This window comes from Desulfosporosinus sp. FKA (assembly GCF_002196785.1).
GTDB classification, from domain to species: domain Bacteria; phylum Bacillota; class Desulfitobacteriia; order Desulfitobacteriales; family Desulfitobacteriaceae; genus Desulfosporosinus; species Desulfosporosinus acididurans.
Genome location: NZ_NAHZ01000016.1, coordinates 52,104 through 69,151, shown reverse-complemented (window position 1 = coordinate 69,151; position 17,048 = coordinate 52,104). Strand labels below are relative to the sequence as shown.

Below are 17,048 nucleotides of genomic sequence, written 5' to 3'. Positions count from 1 at the left end.
TGAGGATTGAGGCCGTTTTTTTGTGAATCTTGTTAAATCATCAGGATAATGTCATTGCTTCTGTTGCAGGATAAATGAGCCTATATGTAGAAGAGGTAGACAAGCTATAATACGAAGCTTGGGGGGGAGATGTGCTATGCTTATCACTTGTGACAACAATATGCAAATGGGCTATATTTACTTGATGCCCAATGATACAACTGTTGAGTATACCCTCGAGGAAAGCGACATTGGATTATATTACGACCTCAAAAGTCTCAGTATACCAAGAATAAAATGGCCAGGCATGGGCCAACTTTTAAATCAGATGCGCTTGTCGGTAAAAACCTATCGAGAGGCAGTCAATAATGTGTTTCATTGCGAGTATTGGAATGATCTTGATGGTGAAGGTTATATGATGGGGATTGAACTTTATTTAACAGAGGACATCCTCTTACCCCTTGTGGCTCATCAGGCCTTTAAGCTTTACGATGTGCGGTGGCGGAATCAAGATTTCAGAGTGCTGACGTTGGACGCTTATCTGGATGTTTTAAATAAGGACAACGTTATTTATCCCTTAACTGCAGACAAAGATGTCTTTGTTATTCTTTCAATAGATCCCCTTTCCAATGTGGCTAGAGTCATGGCTTTAATTTCTGGAAGAGATGATCTTTATCCGGTGGACTATCTCCGGCAGCCGCTGTTTATTCTGGCTAATTCAAGCCGCAGTTTTGAAAGTCAGTAAGTTTAGGGCTTATAATGCTATGAATTTAACATCTTATTAAATGGTAAATGAATCGAATCAGAAATGGTTTTTCAAGAAAGCGGCACAGTATATAGGTTGCTAATTTGATTTTTAGGTATAATGAAGTTGATTCGGATTGACACGTGAAAAATTATAGAAAAGGGTTGTAACAGGTTCATTTTCTGAATCTGTTACAACCCTTATATTTTTAAACTTAAGAGGGGTTTGGCTCAAAGGCTTTTTGAACTTCCTTCAAGTGTTCTCGAATGGGAAGCTGCTGAGGACAGGCTTCTTCACAGGCACCGCATTCAATACAGGCAGAAGCTTTACTTTCCGGGGTAAAGAAGGTGTTATACGCAAAACGGGAAGAACTAAAATCATCATATATATGGGCGTCATTATAAAGGGCGAAGTTGTTGGGGATATTTACGCCGGAAGGACAGGGCTGGCAATAGCCGCAGGCAGTACAGTCAACCTTGTTTAGGGATAAGTACTGTTTTCTAACCTCGTCTATTAATTTATGTTCCTTGTCTGTCAGGGAATCGGCTTCGGAATTACCTGCCAGGCGCAAATTCTCGTCAACTTGCTCCTTAGTACCCATTCCGCTTAAGAGTAAGGTCACCTCAGGATGGTTCCAAACCCAGCGTAATGCCCACTCTGCAGGCGATCGTTTGACCTCCGCCTTGTCCCAAATGTTAAGTATGGAAGACGGAGGATTTTTAACGAGCTTGCCGCCCTTCAGAGGTTCCATAACGATGACGGCGAGTCCTTTTTCTGCCGCATACTTTAGCCCCTTATTGCCCGCTTGAAACTCTGTATCCATGTAATTATATTGGATTTGACAGAAAGTCCAAGGGTAGGCGTCGACAATTTCCTGAAAAACGGGGAATTTATCATGGAAGGAAAATCCGACATGTTTTATTCGTCCGTCTGCCAAAGCTTTTTTGAGAAAGTCTGCAAAGTCAAAGCTCTTGGCCTTTTCCCAGGTGGCTTTGTTAAGGCCGTGCAAAAGATAGAAGTCAATGTGATCCGTTTGAAGTTTTTTTAATTGTTCGTTGAGGATAAGGTCAAAGTCTTCAGGACTTTGGCAGCGAAAAAGAGGGAGCTTCGTAGCAAGCTTAACTTTTTCCCGGTAACCGTTTTGCAGCGCTTTTCCAACTAATACTTCACTTTGTCCTTGATGGTAGGGATAGGCCGTATCAATGTAGTTAACTCCGTTGTCGATAGCATAACGGATTAAGGAGATCGCTTCCGGCTCATTGATTTTACCGGGATCTCCATTCAAGAACGGGAGACGCATACAGCCAAATCCCAGAACTGAAGCTTGATAATCTAAACTGCCAAATTTACGGTATTTCATAGACCTACTTCCCTTCTTTCGTCGTTTGGAATTAATAGTTATAGCGTATACTCTTGAAAACAAGATTTCAAGGGGGCGCTAATTCTTTGATCCAATCGTAAGAGTAGAACAGTACTGTCAGGGGAGTGTGTATTAAGGTGGACAATTGCTGCCGATCGAGGTATAACTAAGATACGACTGTTATCATATAGTCTTAAAATTGGGATTTCTGTATTTTAGAATTAAGAAGAGGGGTTCAGGATTAACTATGTTAACTGTAGAAAAAATTGGCGGCACATCTATGTCTCAATTTCAAAATGTGCTTAATGACATTATTGGTTACCCGGGTTCAGAGGGCTTTCACTACGGTAGAGTCTTTGTAGTCTCCGCTTATGCCGGGGTAACGAATTGGTTGTTAGAAGATAAAAAGACTAAAGCGCCTGGAGTTTACCAACATTTTATTAAAGGGGAAGACTATGAAACTTCCATAAATCAGTTATTGGAACGGCTGCTTCAGATTAACGAATCTTTCGTGGAAATTGGTTTGGACTATCAAGTCTGCCGTGATTTCTTAGTGGAGCGGATTAATCAGACCAAATCCTATTTGAGCAGTATGGAAGATATTATTGCTTCAGGGTATGTCGAACGGGGAAGTATCTTATCGGCAGCCAGGGAACTTTTGGCCTCTATTGGAGAAGCCCATTCGGCCTTTAATACGGTTAATATTCTACGCAATCGGGGGATTCGTGCCGAACTTGTGGATCTTACCGGTTTCAGGGATCCAAAGCAGCTTTCCATTAGCGAGCGCATTGAAAGAACATTTAAAAACATTAATCCCTTTGACGCCATTATCGTGGCAACAGGCTATACTAAAGGAGTCGAAGGGATTATGCGGCAATATGAACGAGGATATTCGGAAATTACTTTTTCCAAGATAGCAACGCATTTACAAGCTAATGAAGCGATTATTCATAAAGAGTTTCATCTGTCCTCAGCAGATCCCAAGATCGTCGGAGTTGAAAAGGCTGTTCCCGTCGGCAAGACGAATTATGACGTTGCTGATCAGCTGGCAGATATCGGAATGGAGGCCATTCATCCTAATGCTTCCAAACCTTTGGAAATGGCCGGAATTAATTTGCGCATCAAGAACACCTTTGAACCGAACCATCCGGGAACCCTTATTTCCAAGGATTATATTGGACCCAAGGCCAGAATAGAAATCGTCGCTGGTTCTGACAAGATTGTGGTCTTAGAGATTCATGATACTTTAATGGTCGGGGAAATTGGCTTTGACTATGAAATCATGAAGAAGTTTAAGGAACACAACATTAGTTATATTACCAAAGCAACAAATGCCAATAGTATTTCTCTCGTGATTTGGGAATCAGATCTCAATGATCAATTAGTTGCAGAGCTGAAAGAAAATTATCAGACAGTAACAGTTCAAGAGGCTGCTATTGTCTGTGTCATTGGTTCAAATATCGCGATGCCAAAAATTTTAGCACGAGCAGCCAACGCTTTGGCTAAAAATGATATTAATATCAAATGTGTCGCTCAGTCCTTACGGCAGGTCAATATGCAATTTGTCATTGATCGAAAAATGTATGCCAAAGCTATTGCTTGCCTGAATGAAGATTTGTGTGTCGCTGAATATTAGGAGGAAGTTATGTCTGTTGAACTTGTCAAGGAGTTTTTAAAAGAGAACAAGCAAGATATTGAAATCTTAACCTTTGAAGATACCAGCACCGTTGCTAAAGCGGCAGAATCCTTAAAGGTAACCCCCGGAGAAATCGCTAAATCCTTGCTCTTTAAAACTAAAGAGCAATTTGTTATGATTTTGATGGCTGGCGATAAACGTTTGGATAATAGGAAATTTAAAGGCGTCTTTGCGACAAAGGCTAAGATGCCTGAGGCTGAAGAAGTAGTAAGTGTCACCGGGCATCCGGTCGGCGGTGTTTGTCCCTTCGGCTTAAAGAAACCTATTCCGGTCTATTTGGATTATTCACTGCAAGCCTATACTCATGTGTTTCCTGCGGCCGGTGAACCCAATACGGCCATTAAGTTAACAGTGGATGCTCTGCAGGAACTAACCTGTGGACAATGGATTGATGTTGCTCAGTGAATTTGTATGGGAACCACTCCCACTTTGTTGAAGTGGGAGTTTTACTAAAAGGAGTATGACATGGCAAAAACCTTGGTATTAACTGAAAAACCTTCCGTTGGCCGCGAAGTAGCAAAAATTTTAAACTGTTCCCAGAAGGGAAATGGTTGCCTTATAGGAGCAAAATTTATTGTTGCCTGGGCTTTGGGCCATTTGGTAACCTTGGCTGACCCTGAAGTTTATGATGCTGGCTACAAAACTTGGAGGGCCGAAGATCTCCCTATGCTGCCATCAAAAATGGAATTGGTAGTCATTAAAGAAACTGCTAAACAGTTTGGGGCTGTTAAGAGTTTAATGAGAAGTCCGGAAGTGAATGAGTTGATTATCGCCACTGATGCAGGGCGTGAAGGCGAACTGGTGGCGCGCTGGATTATTAAGAAAGTCGGCTGGCGTAAACCGATTAAACGGTTGTGGATCTCGTCTCTGACCGAGAAGGCAATCAGGGACGGATTTAATCACTTACGGCCCGGTAAAGATTTTGACGCGCTGTATTCGGCAGCGGAATGTCGTGCAGAAGCCGATTGGCTGGTAGGTTTAAACGTTACCCGCGCGTTAACCTGTAAGTTCAATGCCCAGCTTTCAGCTGGTCGTGTCCAAACCCCCACCTTGTCTATGGTCGTTGACCGGGAAAGAGAAATTAAGGAATTTGTTCCGCAAGAATATTGGTCGGCGATTGCCTCCACAGGAACTTTTGATCTGCGCTGGCAGGGCCAAAATGGTCAAACCCGCATTTTTGACTTCCAAAAGGCGAATGGCATTTTAACGAAAGTAAAGGGTCAAGTTGGAGAAATTGTTGACGTAAAAAAAGAGGCTAAGAAAGAGCTGCCCCCCCTAGCTTACGATCTTACAGAACTACAGCGGGATGCTAACCGTAAATTTGGCTTTTCTGCCAAAACAACGTCGAACATTATGCAGCAGCTTTATGAAAATCATAAGTTGGTGACTTATCCGCGCACTGATTCGCGTTATATCAGTGAGGATATCGTACCGACACTATCTGAACGCTTGAAAAGTGTTGCCCAGGGTCCTTACGTTAATTTGGCTCGAGGAATCTTAAGAAATAAACTCAACATTAGCAAACGTTTTGTTGATAATTCTAAAGTTTCGGATCATCATGCAATCATTCCCACAGAACAGCCCGCTATGTTGAATAGGCTTAGTTCAGAAGAACTTAAGATTTACGATTTAATTGTGCGCAGGTTTTTGGCCGTTCTTTCGCCGGCCTTTGAATATCAGCAAACGACCGTTAAGATGAGAGTCAATGGCGAAATATTTACTACAAAGGGGAGAATTGTCCTCAAAAAAGGCTGGAAAGATGTCTATTCGACTTACTCAGGGGCAGAGGATGAGGATGAAGGAGAAGATCAGGGGCTGCAGACCTTACCCCAAATCAGTCCTGGTGACACGCTGAGGAATTTGTCAATACATCTGGAAGCCAAGAAAACGAAGCCTCCGTCGAGACATACGGAAGCCAGCTTGCTCTTTGCCATGGAACATCCCGGCAAGATGATTGAAGACCGGCAGTTGAGAGAGGTTATGGATCAAAGTCATGGCCTGGGTACTCCGGCAACACGGGCCGAGATCATTGAAAAGCTCTTTAACTCGTTTTATATGAGCAGGCAGGGCCAGGAAATTATGCCGACGTCCAAAGGGATTCAATTGATTAACTTGGTTCCTCCGGAACTTAAATCACCGGAGTTAACCGCCCAATGGGAACAACAATTAAATGAGATCAGCAAAGGGCGGGTAAATGCTCAGACATTCTTAAAGGAAATGCGGGAGTATGCCACTCAGCTCGTTGGTACGGTCAACGGCAGCACTCAATCCTTTAAACATGATAACTTAACTAGAACAAAGTGCCCTAATTGCGGTAAGTTCCTCTTACAGGTGAAGGGCAAGAAAGGGGAAATGTACGTCTGTCAAGACCGCGAATGCGGTTACAGGCAGGCTATTTCCCAAGTATCTAATGCGCGCTGCCCGGAATGCCACAAGAAAATGGAGATTCGGGGAGAGGGCGACAATAAATTGTTCGTTTGTGTCTGCGGTTACCGGGAAAAACTCTCTGCTTTTAAGAAACGCAAAGAGGCTGACAAGAGTACCGGCAATAAAAAAGAAGTACACGCTTATTTGAAAAAGCAAAATGATGAAATTCTAAAAAATACAGCCTTAGCAGATGCTTTAGCAAAATTGCAAGTGAAGAAATAAATTTTGAAAAAGGTTTTTCGGTGTAGAATGAAAAACCTTTTTTTATTTCCAATGTTTCAGAGGTTTGACATGAGTAAAGGAAAAGAAGACTATTGGAACGATTATCCCTCTCCAAACATAAATCATATTATGGGATGCCTTAAAGGAGAGGGTGCTATGGAGCTAAAAGGTGATGTTAACGAATGTCTTGCTAAAGCCAGGAGCTATGTAGCAGAGGGCATAGAACAAATTGTAACAGGAAATCTTGATGAAATGCACGGAGTATCTCCAAGTCCGGGAGCTTCAGCCCTCGCTGCTCTTGCCCTTCTGGCAATAGGAAGAGGGTTTGAAAGCGCCCAAAGGCAAGGAGTTCAGTGGTTATGGCAAAATCGCCGCGGAGGTTGGGGGAAATTTCCCGGCGACCAGCCTGATCCGGAAATAACTCAGATCGTTAATTCAGTTATACAAGGAAGTGAGGGGGGCTGGAGAGCTAAAATCCGGCTTTTATCTCAGGCCCGGCAATTTTCAGAGATGATATTATCTTTAGGTCAAAGGGTTGTGCCAGGTTTAGAAGGACCTACTCCGGAAGAAATCTTGCTTCCCAATATTCTTCAAGACCAAGTTTTGACCAAATTACCTCTCTATGGTCGTCCGGTCGTCGTTGCAGCATCAATTCTTGCTTCCGATTCCCCAGAGGGAATCAGCCAAGGAGTCAACTATCTTCTGGAAACGCAAATGTCTGACGGTTCCTGGGCCGAGGATATTGTGGCTACAAGTTTAGGTATCTTAGCTCTCCTGCGGCGGGGCGGCAATAGTAAACGCGCGGAGAAAGCAGGGCAATGGTTGGTTTCCAAGCAGTACTCCAGCGGCGGCTGGCCGGCCTTCGACCAGCTTAAAGTCTGGGCGGTGGGCTGGGCAGTATGTGTTTTTGGCGAACAGCTGAAAAGGAATGAAACGTATCCTTGGCTTTCTCAGGCAGTGGATTATCTTAAGCAAGGGCAGAATTCCGACGGGAGTTACGGAAGCACTCCTCCGCATACTCATCCGGATCTGGACGATACCTCTGTTGCCTTAATGGCTTATCATCAGATGCTTGGAAAGCAGAATAAGCAGGGTGTAGAGCTGCTGAGAAGACTGCAAAATTCTGATGGAAGCTGGGGAACATTTCCCAGCTTTACTGGAGCCCCCCCCGCTGTCTCCTCGGATTTTCCTGTCTATATCTCAAGTGTTGATGTGACGATTCATGTTTTGGAAGCGTTATGGAGTTTCTCCCGAGGGCAAAATGAACCAATTTGGCGAGGACTTAATTGGCTGATTTCTCAACAAGATAAGGAGGGAGGTTTTCCGGCCTCTTGGTTTGAAGGGAGAGTCTACAGCACGGCTCAGGTCCTCGAACTTCTTAGTAAATGGAGAATTAGCTGGGAACGTTGGACAATTCCGCGTAATATTCAAGCGGCTCGCAAAAAGGGATTGGAGTTTTTGCTCAAAGCTCAGAATCAAGGAGACTGGGGTTCGATTGTGGAGACGGGATTGGCCTTATCGGGATTATGGAGGTATGGCCAATTCGTACCCAAGGAGGTCATAGATAAGGGCATCCAGAATCTTCTTAGTGCGCAAAAAGCCAATGGCTCCTTTCGGCCGTCATATCGCGGAATCTATGCTAAAGGCTGGAATTATGAGGAACCCCTGACAACGGCTTTAACTGCTATTCGGGCCTTACAGCGATATCAGATCATAAATACTCCCAAACGATCGTTTTTGGGTTTCTGAGTTAAAGATTAAAATTAATACTATCCAGGCCGGATTTTTAGCAATAAAGATTTTGGCCTGGATAGTTTAGTTTGTTTCATTGAGATGATTGTAAGAACTTTGGAAATTAGTGTGAGTTAGAAAAAGAGTCATAATTGGGTATCTTGGAATATTATAGATTATGACGTTGAGGAAGGTTAAAAAGGAGCGCTTTTCCCGTGCTTGAAATGATTTTTCAGCATTTTGGCCGATATCAAGAGATTGTTTCCGTGCTGATTCGCCATGGATTTGGCTTTATTCTCTTTGAAAGCAAGAGCCTAAAAAGCCAGGGGAAAAATGAAGTTGTCATGGCACATCTTGGTCAGCGGATTCGCCGAGTTTTGAACGAGCTAGGTCCAACGTTTATAAAACTTGGTCAGTTTGCGAGCACACGCCCGGATATTATCCCTTTACCCATTATTCATGAGTTGGAGCAGCTTCAAGACAGGGTTCCACAGGTTCCCTTTGCTCTTATTAGCCGTACTATCGAGCAGGAGTTAGGAGCTCCAATCCAAGAAATATTTCAGGACATTACTCCTTCTCCCTTAGCATCGGCTTCGATTGGCCAAGTCCATGTTGGCCGCTTGAAATCCGGCGCACCGGTTGCGGTTAAAGTCCAGCGCCCCGATACGGGAGTCATTGAAACGGATTTGGAAATTTTGAGAGAAATCATTCCTGTCGTGGAGTATCGTTTCCCAAACTTAAAACGCTATTACCTCCGGGGAATACTTGCGGAATTTTCGAGATGGCTGCAAGAAGAACAGGATTATTTAGCGGAGGGCAAAAACGCTGAGAGGATGGCACAGGGATTCAGCAAAGATCCGCATGTAATTTTTCCACAAATCTATTGGGCTCATACAACCAAAAAGGTTCTGACTATGTCCTATCTTGAAGGAATAAAACTTAATGAGCGACAGAAAATCTTAACTCTTTATGATGGCAGAACAATCGCTGAGCTTTTAGGACGGGCATTACTCCTGCAAGTTTTAAGGGACGGTTTTTTCCATGGAGACCCCCATCCCGGAAACATTATCGTTTTATCCGGAGGAAGGATTGGATTTATCGATTTCGGGATTGTAGGAGTTTTAAATCCGCGTTTAAAACGACAGTTGTTGAAGGCAATCTTGGCCTTAAGACGGCGTAATTCTCAAGCCTTGGCTGGAGCTATATTGCGGTTGGGAGTTTCTTCGAAAAGGGTTGACTTTGCAAGTTTATGTCAGGACCTTGTGGAGATACAGCGAAGACATTTGGACGTTCCCTTTGGCCAAGTGGATTTGCAGAAGGTCATTAACGACTGTATGAATCTGGCGTTTCAATATGAGCTTGAATTTCCTCCTGAGTTTATCCTCTTAGGTAAATCACTGTTAATTCTTGAAGGAATTATTCATGAACTCGATCCTTCCATGAGTTTAGCAGAGTTAATCAAACCCTTGCGGCGTTTTTGGCTATGGGAGCAGTGGAGCATAAAAGACTGGTTCAAAAAAGTATTTACGTCTAAGAAGGTGTTAAACCATGATTCAGGTTAATGGATTATCGAAGATTTATACAAAAGCTCGGGGAAAGAATAAGGAGGCAATTTCAAACAGCATTGTTGGGCTTAAAGATGTCACCTTTCATGTTCGGCTGGGTGAAGTATTTGGCTTATTAGGACCCAATGGCGCAGGGAAGACCACGATAATCCGCCATTTAATGGGCTTTCTAAAACCGGACGCCGGATTTGCCCGGATCAAGAGCTTAGATTGTTGGGAAGAGTCCAAGGAGGTTAAAGCTTTCGTGGGGTATCTTCCCGGAGAAATGAATTTTCTTAAAGAGATGTCCGGACTTGAGTTTTTGAATCTAATGGCAGGAATGCATGGGAACCGTCTCGTTTTTTCAAGGCGGCGAGATGCTTTAGCTGAGCACTTGGATCTTAACTTAAAACAGCCTATTAAAAAAATGTCCAAAGGGATGAAACAAAAATTAGGGATTATTAACACGATGATGTTGGATGCCGAGGTTTTAATTTTAGATGAACCTACCTCCGGTCTCGACCCCCTGATGCAAAAAGTATTTATCGATTTAGTTTTAGAGGAAAAGAGCCGTGGAAAAACCATCTTAATTTCTTCACATATGTTTCCGGAGATAGAACGGACATGTGACAGGGTAGGGATCATTCGGGCAGGGAAGCTGGCCGCTGTCGAAGGTATTCAAAAACTGCGGCAGGAACAACGCCGGACGTTTGAAATTACGCTGGAAACTCCTGAACAAGCTCAACTTATCTGTGAAAGCGGTTTAAAAGCTGGCCGAATCGGCGCTAATCAAGTTTCTGTTGAAATTCAGGGTGATATGAATCCGCTTTTAAAGGTTTTAGCTCAAGTTCAGGTTAAGGATTTTTTGCAGAGGATGACGGAATTAGAAGAAGCATTTATGCAGTTCTACGAAAGGGGGGAGGCGGTTGAACAGAGCATTATTTCGAGCCATGTTTAAAAGACAACGTAAAAAAACCTGCAGCTATGCCTTGGGCCTGTCCCTTTATAATCTTTTGTTGATTGGGGTTTTTCCGACCTTGTCTCAGTCGAGTAGTATAACTAAATTATCTCAGAACTTGCCGAAATTGGCGCGGGTTTTTAGGCTGACTTCAGATTATGCTCTCAGCCGTTTTGAATCTTTTGCCGCCAGTCAATGCTTCGGGCAGGTTTGGGTCCTGGTTATGGGAATCTACACTATAAGTACGGCTAACGAATTAATAGCCCAATATGTTTCCGAGGGTGGAATGGCTTATTTGCTGTCCTCTCCTGTAGGACGGCGGGAGGTTTTTTCAACCCAGGCTGCGGTACTCATCAGTGGATTGGTTCTTATGGTTCTTCTGACGGAGTTAGGGATATGGGCAGAAGCAAAACTATTCGCCTTATCGTTGGCCCAAAAAGCCTATTTTAGTCTGGGAGTCCTGGCTATCGCCCTGTTTCTCACCGTAGGCTCCTACAGCTTATTCTTTTCAACCCTTTTTAATAATGAGGAATACGTTATTCTGAGCGCTGCTTGTTTGGCGTTTAGCGGTTATGCCCTGGACATTTTTTCGGGTCTTGATGATCGCTTTGCCTGGGTTAAATATCTTACGATCTTTGGTTGGTTTCGTCCTCAAGAAGTACTGGAAGGAGACACGCCCGCTTGGCAAACCGTGTCATTAATGACCCTATCAACGGCCTTTTTGACCCTTGCCTGTTATGTTTTTGAGAGGAAAGACCTCTGCCTTTAGAACGGAGAAACGATTTGCTTGGAAAAGTATGGAGGAGTGAGACACTTGGACGTAAGTATGTTGTCATTGCTGGCAAAAACCACCAGTATGATGGAATACCTTGGTTTTTTGTGGGTGGTTCAAACCGGTTTAGAGCTAAATCTTTGGACGGAGATGGAAACAGCAAGAAGTTTAAAAGAACTGATGATCATACATCCAGAGTGGGATGAAATCTTGTTAGATCATTGGTTAGAACAAGCTCACTATATGGAGCTGCTAACCAAGAAGAATGATCTTTTTCAAGCGACGAAATTAGCAAAAGCTGTTAATAAATATAGAAGCCTTGGCTTAGAGGCCTTATATAAGGAACTTATAGAACATTGGGCCATAGGCTTTGCCGAACTTCCTCATCTGATTACCAAACAACGTGCAAAATTAACGTTAGAGAAAGATATGGAAGAAGAACTGATCGCCAAAGCGTCCATCGCTTCTGAGCCATTCGTCTGGCCCTACTTGCGCAGTAAGTGTCAAAAAGAACAATGGAAGAGTGTCTTGGATCTAGGCTGCGGGGAAGGACGCTATTTAAAGATCTTAGGCAGCGAATTTTCAGATCTATGCGGAGTAGGTATTGAAATGAATCCCGCCGTTGCTGAAAGAGCGCAGGAAAAAGTTAAAGAGTTCAACGGAAGAATCCGGATTCTCTGTCAGGATATTTTCTCCTTAGTTTATCAGCAAAAAGACTCTCTCTTGGAATTAGGTAACTTCGATCTTTGTCTGCTCAACAATAGTATCTACTACTTCACCCAGGAACAACGAATTCAACTTCTGGGAAGCATTAGAGAATTTTTAAATCCGGGCGGTCAAGTAGGGATCTTAACAGCAGTACGCAAGGGCTCTCCTGTTCGAGTCTTTCGGACTCATCTTCCCCAAAATCTTATGAGCTTCTTTCTGGCCTGCCATCAGGGCTTCGAGGGACTTCCCACCACAGAGGACATTAGATCTTTATTGCTCCAAACCGGATACGACGATGTTGATCTTGCGGTTATGCCTTTGGGAACGTCCCACTATTTCTTTGCCCGAAAAAAGGATGAGTGTCAAGAAACGTCGAGGTGACGATGATGAACGATGCATTGTATTGGTCAATGCTTAAATATGAAGGTAAAAAGGTCATAGGTTATTCCCTTGGTCTGATGCTTTATGAGTGGCTGATAACCTGGGTTTATCCGATTCTTATTGAATCACCTGTGATCGAAGATCTTCCCAACAGTTTTCCAACACCGGTTAAACGAGCGTTTGGTGTTTCCGCGGAAGAAACAGATATATCTTATGAATCCTATATCTCGGCGCAATTATTAGGAAGGTTCTGGACGCTGCTTATTTCCGTTTACGGAATAAGCGCATCAAATGCTCTGACTGCGCATATGCTTGAACAAGGTTTTATGGCTTATCCTTTGTCAGCACCAGTGTCCCGCTCAGAAATTATCAATACCCAAATTGGAGTGCTTTTAACGGAATTAATGATGCTAACCGGTGCTACGGTGGGAGGGATATATTCTGCAGCAGCTTTTTTTAAGGTAACCATTGACAGGTGGGGATTTTTCAGAATGGGAATCTTAGGGTTTTGCTTGAGTACGGTGATCAGTGGCTACAGCATGCTCTTTGGTGTGTCCCTAAACTCAGAAGAAGAATCTGTTCCTTTGGTAAGCGCTTTAACTGTAATTTTTTATGGGCTCGACGTAATGTCATCTCTCAGTGAACGATTTGCTGGCTTGCAAAACGTAACGCCCTTTGCTCTGTTTCGCCCCCAAGAAGTTCTTCGGGGGAAATTGCTGCCGGCAAAAGAATGCCTTATCTTGAGCTGTATTTCAGGAACTTGTCTGTTTCTTTCAGGGTTCGTATTCCGACGAAAGAATTTGGCAATTTAAGACGATTAACCTAATGGTTTCCTTTCTTATATATAACACGCATAAAGTATAATGTATATTAGGTAATAAATTATTGACAGAGCTACTATTGCACTATATCATCATATTAAATATGTTTTAAAAGAAATGTATTTGTAAATTTGACAGTTTTTGAGGAAACAACGTTGTTTATCAAGAACAAGGCGGAGTATTAGATTATAGAATATTGCCATATTTTTACTATATAACCTGTTATGCCTAATTGTTTTATAAAAGTTCCGGTGCTGCTTTTGAGTGGTACCTTACCTTATTTATGATTTTTTTACCTTTGGCTGATTCGGCTTGTTATCAATAGCTAAGCTGAGGTTATTTTGATCCAGTTTTTAAGCCCCCCACTTCTATAAGTGGGGGTGGGTACTATTTTCTGCATCTAACCAGGTCTGAATATTTGTGTAATTCTGGTCATTTTGGGGGGAAAGAGTTTAGATCCGGAAATAGGAGGTGATGTTTAGCTTGTAATTACAACGGAATGCAACCTACATAAATGAGGAGGGGAAATTTGAAATGTCCAAAAAGTTTCTTAGTGTACTTGCGGTGACACTTCTATCCTTTACGGTAATTGTTTCAGGCTGCGGTACCCAATCCAGTGCATCGTCATCAGGTTCATCCGATCAGTCAACAGTAAGCAGCGGAGATATTAAGATCGGCGTACCATTACCCATGACCGGTTCTGAGGCGACCTACGGTAAAGATATGGAAAATGCTATCAAAATGGCTGTCGCCGAGGTGAATGCCAAAGGCGGAATTAATGGTAAAACATTAGGAACCGTTACAGGTGATGATGCCTGTGATCCCCAGCAAGCAACGGCAGCTGCCAATAAGTTAGTTTCTGAAGGAGTGGTAGCTATTGTCGGAGGATATTGTTCCGGCGCAGTTGTTCCAACCTTAACAATCTACAACGAGAAAAATATTCCGTATATCGTTGAAGCTGCCAACTCATCAAAAATTACGGATGAAAATCCCGGAAATACCTTCCAAATTAATGGTACGGCTGTACACCAGACTCAAAAAGCAGTCGAACTCTTTAAAAAGCTGGGAGCTAAAAATGTTGCCATCGTAGAACAAGGGGATGCATATTCCTCTGATTTGGCAAAGCAAACCGAAGCTGCTTGGAAAGCCGCAGGAAATACAGTAGTTTCTCATGACGTTACTACTAAAGGAGAACAGGATTTTTCATCCTTAGTAACAAGTTTGAAATCTAAAAATACGGATTTGGTATTTTGGACTGCCTACTATGCAGACGGTGCCCTCTTAATTAAGCAATTGCGTCAAGGCGGTTATAAAGGAGCTATTGTTGTTGGTGACGGCAGCAGCGATCCTAAACTTATCCAGATGGCCGGAGCTGCCGGAGAAGGCACCTATGTACTGTCGCCTCCCGTTGCCGAATTCCTCCCGACGGCAAAACAGTTTGCCGATGCTTATAAAGCGAAATATGGCCAGACTCCCGGAGCTTATGCCCCGTTGGCTTATGACGGGATAAACTTGCTGGCAGATGCTATGAAACGAGCTGGAAATACTGATGGCAAGGCGATCATTAAGGCCTTGATCGAAACCAAGGATTTCCAGGGCCTAGCCGGCAAAGTAACCTTTGCTCCCAATAAGACGTTACAAGAGAGTAACTTTATCGTCTTGCAAATCAAGAACGGACAATTTGTTCTGCAATAAAAAAGTATAAAACTAACTGATGCTAAGGACGACCGGGTACTTTTTCCCAGTCGTCCTTAGACAATCTTTGTCTTTAGTTCAAAGAGGGTGAAGGGGTGCATGTTATGACAGATTTTTATATTATTATTCAACAACTTGTGAATGGATTAATTTTAGGTTCTTTTTATAGCCTTGTAGCTCTCGGTTATTCCATGGTTTACGGCATTATAAAACTTCTTAATTTTGCCCACGGGGATATTTATATGGTAGGGGCCTTTGTGGGATTTGGGGCTCTCGGTCTTTTTGGAAGTGTTTTGGGGATCGGTTGGTTAGGAATTACTGCCGCTTTGGTGATCAGTATGGTTCTTGTGGGATTCCTAGGAATAGTAATACATAGGGTTGCCTACCAGCCCCTCTTAAATAAAAATGCCCCACGTATGTCTCTCTTAATTACGGCGGTAGGTGTATCCTTTACCTTATTCAACGCCGTCATGGTTATGACGAGCGGAGAATATAAAGCCTTCACAACCAGTCTGGGCTACGACGGAATCAGTGTCGGGCCTCTGAATATTACCTATACCCAGATAATTATGGTGGTTGCGACGGCTATTCTGATGCTTGGCTTATATTGGTTTATCAATCGCACGATGTATGGCAAAGCCATGCGTGCCATAGCCCTTGATCAGGATGCCTGCCGCCTGATGGGAATTAACGTCACTAAGACCATCAGCTTAACCTTTTTTGTCGGCTCAGCCTTGGCTGCTGCTGCCGGTGTCATGGCAGGAGTTTATTATGGAAGCATTCATTTTTACATGGGTTTTATCATTGGCTTAAAGGCATTTACCGCAGCAGTTATCGGCGGAATCGGCAGTATACCGGGAGCAATGCTCGGGGGCCTTATTTTAGGCCTTTTGGAAACGGCCGGAACGCAGCTTCCTTTTGTAGGCTCTGCTTGGAAAGACGTTTTTACGTTTGGCATCTTAATCCTATTGCTGGTTACAAAACCGACCGGAATTTTGGGTAAAAGCGAGATTGAGAGGATGTAGCAGATGGTTAATTCTGTTGGTTTTAAAGATCGTGTGCCTGAAACGATAAAGGGCAAAAAAACGCGTGTTTTATTATTGTCCCTATTGATTATCATCGTTACCTTACTGCCTCTGGGTGTCAATAACTATATAGAAGAAGTTATGACGAATACGTTTTTCTATATTATTCTGGCTCTGGGATTAAACATCGTTATTGGTTATGCCGGCTTAGTTGACCTTGGCTATGCTGCTTTTTTTGCTGTAGGAGCCTATACAACGGGAATCCTTATGAGATACGGCCTGAACTTTTGGCTTACCATACCTATCGCTGTTATCTTTTGTGTTATAGCCGGGATTATCATCGGGGGACCGACCTTAAGACTGCGCAGCGATTACTTAGCTATCGTAACCTTGGGATTCGGGGAAATCACCCGCATCACCGCCCGCAACTTAAAGATTACAGGTGGGGCAAGTGGTTTGGTAGGTATTCAACGGCCGACTATCTTTGGCCATAAGCTGTATCAAATTACTGATTTTTATTATACATTTTTTATCTTAGTCATTTTGGCGATTATTGTGTCTCTGCGCATTTATCATTCTCGTCTGGGACGAGCATGGCAATATATTCGCGAGGATGAAGATGCTGCTGAAGCAATGGGCATTGATCCTGTAAAAACAAAACTCTACGCCTATATGATTGGAGCTGCCTTTGGCGGTGTGGCGGGAGCGTTTTTTGCAGTTAAGATGACAGCCATTTCGCCGGAGACCTTTGCCTTTACTCAATCGGCGATGATTCTCCTGGCTGTAATCTTAGGAGGAATGGGTAAGATTCCCGGTGCAATTCTGGGAGCCGTATTCCTGGTTTTCTTCCCGGAGATATTTCGCGAAATTGGTCAAATGCGGATGCTCTTATTTGGCATTCTCCTGGTTATTATTATGGTATTTCGCCCTCAAGGTCTTTGGCCGGAACGAAAAAGCTAGAGAGGCATTTGGGTTTCAATGAAC

At 43.3% G+C, this 17,048-nt stretch carries 14 protein-coding genes; 13 read left to right on the top strand and 1 reads right to left on the bottom strand.

Going from position 1 to position 17,048, the window contains the following annotated elements:
* Nucleotides 1–136 precede the first annotated feature (136 nt).
* A complete protein-coding gene (locus B5771_RS04805) occupies nucleotides 137–724 on the top strand; it encodes a hypothetical protein (protein WP_047810109.1) in 588 nt (195 codons plus the stop codon).
* Nucleotides 725–938: 214 nt separating this feature from the next.
* Here the strand turns inward: B5771_RS04805 and B5771_RS04800 are convergent, their stop codons facing one another.
* Complete coding sequence (locus B5771_RS04800; protein WP_088186529.1) at nucleotides 939–2,084, bottom strand: aldo/keto reductase; 1,146 nt, start codon at nucleotides 2,082–2,084, stop codon at nucleotides 939–941.
* A 247-nt stretch (nucleotides 2,085–2,331) separates the two neighbouring features.
* On the opposite strand from B5771_RS04800, the gene B5771_RS04795 reads away from it, so the two are divergent.
* The 12 genes from B5771_RS04795 to B5771_RS04740 all read left to right on the top strand — a co-directional run bounded on the left by B5771_RS04795 (nucleotide 2,332) and on the right by B5771_RS04740 (nucleotide 17,024).
* The gene (locus B5771_RS04795; RefSeq protein ID WP_088186528.1) at nucleotides 2,332–3,720 is read left to right on the top strand and encodes an aspartate kinase; all 1,389 of its coding nucleotides are present in this window, start codon (nucleotides 2,332–2,334) and stop codon (nucleotides 3,718–3,720) included.
* 9 nt (nucleotides 3,721–3,729) lie between these two features.
* Complete coding sequence (locus tag B5771_RS04790; protein WP_088186527.1) at nucleotides 3,730–4,185, top strand: YbaK/EbsC family protein; 456 nt, start codon at nucleotides 3,730–3,732, stop codon at nucleotides 4,183–4,185.
* A gap of 60 nt (nucleotides 4,186–4,245) precedes the next feature.
* Entirely contained in the window at nucleotides 4,246–6,429 is a 2,184-nt protein-coding gene (locus B5771_RS04785) for a DNA topoisomerase III (RefSeq protein WP_088186526.1), read from the top strand.
* Nucleotides 6,430–6,585: 156 nt separating this feature from the next.
* Nucleotides 6,586–8,178, top strand: coding sequence for a prenyltransferase/squalene oxidase repeat-containing protein (locus B5771_RS04780; RefSeq protein ID WP_088186562.1), 1,593 nt, complete (start codon nucleotides 6,586–6,588; stop codon nucleotides 8,176–8,178).
* 206 nt (nucleotides 8,179–8,384) lie between these two features.
* Entirely contained in the window at nucleotides 8,385–9,722 is a 1,338-nt protein-coding gene (locus B5771_RS04775) for an AarF/UbiB family protein (RefSeq protein WP_242966740.1), read from the top strand.
* The gene (locus B5771_RS04770; protein ID WP_088186524.1) at nucleotides 9,709–10,662 is read left to right on the top strand and encodes an ABC transporter ATP-binding protein; all 954 of its coding nucleotides are present in this window, start codon (nucleotides 9,709–9,711) and stop codon (nucleotides 10,660–10,662) included. Before B5771_RS04775 ends, B5771_RS04770 begins: the two co-directional genes overlap by 14 nt.
* The gene (locus B5771_RS04765) at nucleotides 10,631–11,431 is read left to right on the top strand and encodes an ABC transporter permease subunit (RefSeq protein WP_242966736.1); all 801 of its coding nucleotides are present in this window, start codon (nucleotides 10,631–10,633) and stop codon (nucleotides 11,429–11,431) included. The genes B5771_RS04770 and B5771_RS04765 overlap by 32 nt, the downstream gene beginning before the upstream one ends.
* A gap of 45 nt (nucleotides 11,432–11,476) precedes the next feature.
* Nucleotides 11,477–12,523 carry a class I SAM-dependent methyltransferase gene (locus tag B5771_RS04760; RefSeq protein ID WP_088186522.1) on the top strand — a complete coding sequence of 349 codons (1,047 nt, stop codon included), beginning with the start codon at nucleotides 11,477–11,479 and terminating at the stop codon, nucleotides 12,521–12,523.
* A 5-nt stretch (nucleotides 12,524–12,528) separates the two neighbouring features.
* Nucleotides 12,529–13,335 carry an ABC transporter permease subunit gene (locus B5771_RS04755; RefSeq protein WP_088186561.1) on the top strand — a complete coding sequence of 269 codons (807 nt, stop codon included), beginning with the start codon at nucleotides 12,529–12,531 and terminating at the stop codon, nucleotides 13,333–13,335.
* 543 nt (nucleotides 13,336–13,878) lie between these two features.
* A complete protein-coding gene (locus B5771_RS04750) occupies nucleotides 13,879–15,039 on the top strand; it encodes a branched-chain amino acid ABC transporter substrate-binding protein (RefSeq protein WP_088186521.1) in 1,161 nt (386 codons plus the stop codon).
* Between the two features lie 104 nt (nucleotides 15,040–15,143).
* The gene (locus tag B5771_RS04745) at nucleotides 15,144–16,064 is read left to right on the top strand and encodes a branched-chain amino acid ABC transporter permease (protein WP_088186560.1); all 921 of its coding nucleotides are present in this window, start codon (nucleotides 15,144–15,146) and stop codon (nucleotides 16,062–16,064) included.
* Nucleotides 16,065–16,067: 3 nt separating this feature from the next.
* Nucleotides 16,068–17,024: a branched-chain amino acid ABC transporter permease gene (locus B5771_RS04740; protein WP_088186520.1), complete on the top strand. Its 957-nt coding sequence runs from the start codon at nucleotides 16,068–16,070 to the stop codon at nucleotides 17,022–17,024.
* Nucleotides 17,025–17,048: the final 24 nt, after the last annotated feature.

Excerpts from the sequence above, each read along its gene's own strand:
- B5771_RS04805 (WP_047810109.1), top strand. The coding sequence starts at position 137 with ATGCTTATCACTTGTGACAACAATATGCAAATGGGCTATATTTACTTG.
- B5771_RS04800 (WP_088186529.1), bottom strand. The coding sequence starts at position 2,084 with ATGAAATACCGTAAATTTGGCAGTTTAGATTATCAAGCTTCAGTTCTG.
- B5771_RS04795 (WP_088186528.1), top strand. The coding sequence starts at position 2,332 with ATGTTAACTGTAGAAAAAATTGGCGGCACATCTATGTCTCAATTTCAA.
- B5771_RS04790 (WP_088186527.1), top strand. The coding sequence starts at position 3,730 with ATGTCTGTTGAACTTGTCAAGGAGTTTTTAAAAGAGAACAAGCAAGAT.
- B5771_RS04785 (WP_088186526.1), top strand. The coding sequence starts at position 4,246 with ATGGCAAAAACCTTGGTATTAACTGAAAAACCTTCCGTTGGCCGCGAA.
- B5771_RS04780 (WP_088186562.1), top strand. The coding sequence starts at position 6,586 with ATGGAGCTAAAAGGTGATGTTAACGAATGTCTTGCTAAAGCCAGGAGC.
- B5771_RS04775 (WP_242966740.1), top strand. The coding sequence starts at position 8,385 with ATGATTTTTCAGCATTTTGGCCGATATCAAGAGATTGTTTCCGTGCTG.
- B5771_RS04770 (WP_088186524.1), top strand. The coding sequence starts at position 9,709 with ATGATTCAGGTTAATGGATTATCGAAGATTTATACAAAAGCTCGGGGA.
- B5771_RS04755 (WP_088186561.1), top strand. The coding sequence starts at position 12,529 with ATGAACGATGCATTGTATTGGTCAATGCTTAAATATGAAGGTAAAAAG.
- B5771_RS04750 (WP_088186521.1), top strand. The coding sequence starts at position 13,879 with ATGTCCAAAAAGTTTCTTAGTGTACTTGCGGTGACACTTCTATCCTTT.
- B5771_RS04745 (WP_088186560.1), top strand. The coding sequence starts at position 15,144 with ATGACAGATTTTTATATTATTATTCAACAACTTGTGAATGGATTAATT.
- B5771_RS04740 (WP_088186520.1), top strand. The coding sequence starts at position 16,068 with ATGGTTAATTCTGTTGGTTTTAAAGATCGTGTGCCTGAAACGATAAAG.